The 3414-nt window shown below is 31.8% G+C and carries 2 protein-coding genes; both read left to right on the plus strand.

What is annotated here, in order from left to right; genetic code table 11:
• The first annotated feature begins 292 nt into the window (after positions 1-292).
• On the plus strand, positions 293-1645 hold the full coding sequence (locus AC3DU7_RS29045; protein WP_488042729.1) for a hypothetical protein: 1353 nt from the start codon (positions 293-295) through the stop codon (positions 1643-1645).
• 618 nt (positions 1646-2263) lie between these two features.
• The coding region (locus AC3DU7_RS29050; RefSeq protein WP_488042730.1) for an SGNH/GDSL hydrolase family protein at positions 2264-3414 on the plus strand (1151 nt) is incomplete at its 3' end.

The following is a 3414-nucleotide window of genomic DNA, read 5'->3' on the forward strand; positions in this document are numbered from 1 at the left end:
AGGGGAGGCTTTAAACCCGAATTATTTAATTATTAATAAGTTAATTATTCGGTAATTAATAATTAAAATTTATTTTTCTCTCCCTTAAAAATTGATGGGATTGGCGAATAGGATTTTTTGTCTTTATTTCTTCTTTAAGTAAAAAGATTTATAGCAGTGGAAGGAAAAGTGAGGACATATCAAAAATTGAAAACTCAGACAAAGCAATGTTTTTCCTTCTGTCTTATGCCTTATGCCTTTTTCCTTCTACTATAAACCTTAATTATTTGGTAAATAAAAACTCAGCAATGCCATGAAAAATTTTAAATGGATGCAGGGAATCAAAACAGGATTCAGTCTAGTTACAATTAACTCAGTTTTAGTATTTTTAGGATTAGAGATTGTATCATTAGGTTTTTATTATTTTCAGGAAAATCGACTATTCTATGCTAGAGAAAATACTATTTCCAAAGTAAGAGAAGACCTCGAAAAAACTGGAACTAGACTTGGTGCAGATTTAAATAATGAATCAATATTAGAGCGAATACATCCGTTTTTTGGCTATGTGTTAAAAGCAGGAAGTTTTACCCATGAAGAATCGGGAATAGAAATTAATAATTATGGTTTTGTCTCTCAGTACAATTATCCTTTTATTAAAAGTAATAAAAATCAATTTATTATTGGTATATTTGGCGGTTCAGTTGCTAATAACTTTGCTGTGGGTCTTAATATTAATCAATCTAGAGGTAATGAAGCATTTATTAATAACTTAAAAACTATACCTGAGTTAGCAGATAAAGAAATAATCATCTTATGTTTTGCAGGCGGAGGTTATAAACAACCACAGCAATTATTGATTTTAAATTATTTTCTTTCTATCGGCCAAGAATTTGATATGGTCATCAATATAGATGGTTTTAATGAAGTAGCACTATCTCATCAAAATAATCAGGAAAAAATAGAATTAACTCTACCAAGCATACAACATATTTTACCTCTAACAAGGTTAGCTAGTGATGATCTGTCTGTAATGAAGGCGATCGTTCAAATTAGCGAACTGAAACAGAATTTATCAACTGCTATTAATAAGTTAGAAAGTTGTCAACTAGCTTCATGTCATAGTTTGAGAAGTTTGCAAGTCAAAGGATTATTAGAAAGCTATCAAAAAGAGATTATTAAATACGATCAACAGATAGCTCGAAATTCTCAAAATCTTGATACTGACAGTCTAGTACATTTGAATAAGATGTCTGAAGTATTAGAAGATGAAATAGCTTTTCAGAAGATAGCAGAAAATTGGTATGAATCATCACTAACAATGAGCCATATTTTAGCCGAGAGAAATAAATGGTATTTTCACTTTATTCAACCCAATCAATATTATCCTACTGAAAGAGTTTTTAGCCCGGCAGAAAAAGTTCTAATTATTGAAGGACATCCTTATTCAACAGGAGTTAAAAAAGGTTATCCAAAGTTGTTGTCTAAAATTAGTAGTTTACGAGAAGCCAACGTTAATATATTTAATGGCGTGAATATTTTTGATGAAGAAAAAGAAGTAGTTTATCGAGATGCATGCTGCCACTATAATTTTATTGGAGATATAATCTTAGAAAATTTTGTTGTTAATTCCATCAAAAATGTAATGGAGAATCAAGATAAAAATTAGAGTAATATAGCAGTTGAAGGAAAGGGGGTAGAGATATCAAAAGCTGAAAAGTCAGATTTTTTAACTTTTAAGTTTGTTCTAAATACACCGAGGAAAGTAATTTATTTGCTGGTTGCTTTCTTCCCGAAACTAAATCAAAGGTTATCAAAATAATATGGGTCTAAAACCCCGCTTTTTAAGGCGTAATACCAATTTGATAAATGTTTGCTACAAATAGCTAGGGTATTTCTTAGAATTTCCGTTTGTCATGCTCCACAAACAGCAATCCTGCAATTCAGGAGCCAGTAATGAATAGATTTAATACCAGTTTTCAGTTAGTAAATTCTATTTTTTGTCAAAGGGATATTTCCTACAAAATTTTTTTCTTGCACTTATTATTCGTAACATTCTTTTTTCAAATTGGTATAGCAATGAGCGCTGGTATATTTACAAATTGCAGGAGTGGCCAAATAGCTAAAAGTCTTATATTATCTGCAATTTATTCCCCCTATTGCCTATTGCCTGTTGCCTATTGTCTGCGCACAGCGCTATATAATATTTTTTGAGCCTTACTCAAATCCCTGTTACAACAATAACTTCTGGCTTCGTTAAAGTGTGGGTCTTCAGCAACTATTTTTGATGAAAAAGCGACAAAATTTAGTAGTAAATATAGGAATAACAATAGTTACATTTGTATTTGCTTTGATAGTGGGAGAAGTAGGATTAAGAATATTAGGAATTGCACATCCCCCACCACCCAGAACAGATGAAAAATCAGAAAATAAATCTCTATATACTACTAAAGATCCGAATAGAGGTTGGGCAGGAAATCCTAATGCTACAGCATTTTGGAAAGGAGAAGGTATACCTTCAGAATTAAAAATGAATAGTGGAGGGTTTAGGGATTATGAACGTACTAAAATTAAACCCAAAAATGGATTAAGAATTGCTTTATTAGGAGATTCTTTTACAGAAGCATTTCATGTCAAATTGGAGGACACTTATGGTGCAATTATGGAGCAAAAATTACAGCCATGTCCTGTCTTAAAAGACCGGAAAGTTGAGGTAATGAATTTTGGCGTACAGGGTTATGGCACAGCTCAAGAATTGATGACTTTACGACATCATGTTTGGGATTATGCACCAGATTTAGTAATATTAGCTTTTTATGCTGGTAACGACCTCCGTAATAATTATCGCCCTTTAGACCACGACCATCTCAGACCTTATTTTATCTATAAAAATGGTCAATTAGAGTTAGATATGTCATTCAGGACAATGAAACCTTGGTCAAGAGGTCGTTATGTTTTTTCAATGGTTGATATATTACCAATTTGGTCAGTCAAAAATTCTCGAATTTTACAGCTAATTAGAAAAGTTGATATGGATGCTAAACCACGTCAATTTTTAAATGATTATGGCAAAACTATTGTTTCTTTTTATCAAAAACCTCAATCAAATTCTGACTGGGATAAAGCTTGGAAAGTAACGGAAGATTTAATTAGGTTAATGAGGGATGAAGTCTATGAAAAGAATGGAGATTTTATGTTAATGGCAGTTAGTGATTCTCATCAGGTGCATCCCAGTTTGGAACACCGTGAAAAATTTAAAAATTCTCATAATTTGTCAGATTTATATTATCCAGACCGGAGAATAGAAGCGTTTGGCAAACAAGAAAATATTCCAGTTTATATTTTATCTGGACCATTAGGAAATGAAGCGCAAAAAACAGGTAAGTGTTTATATGGATTTGATAATGCAGAACCTTGTGGAGGTCATTGGAATATAGA

This window comes from Okeania sp. (assembly GCF_983059655.1).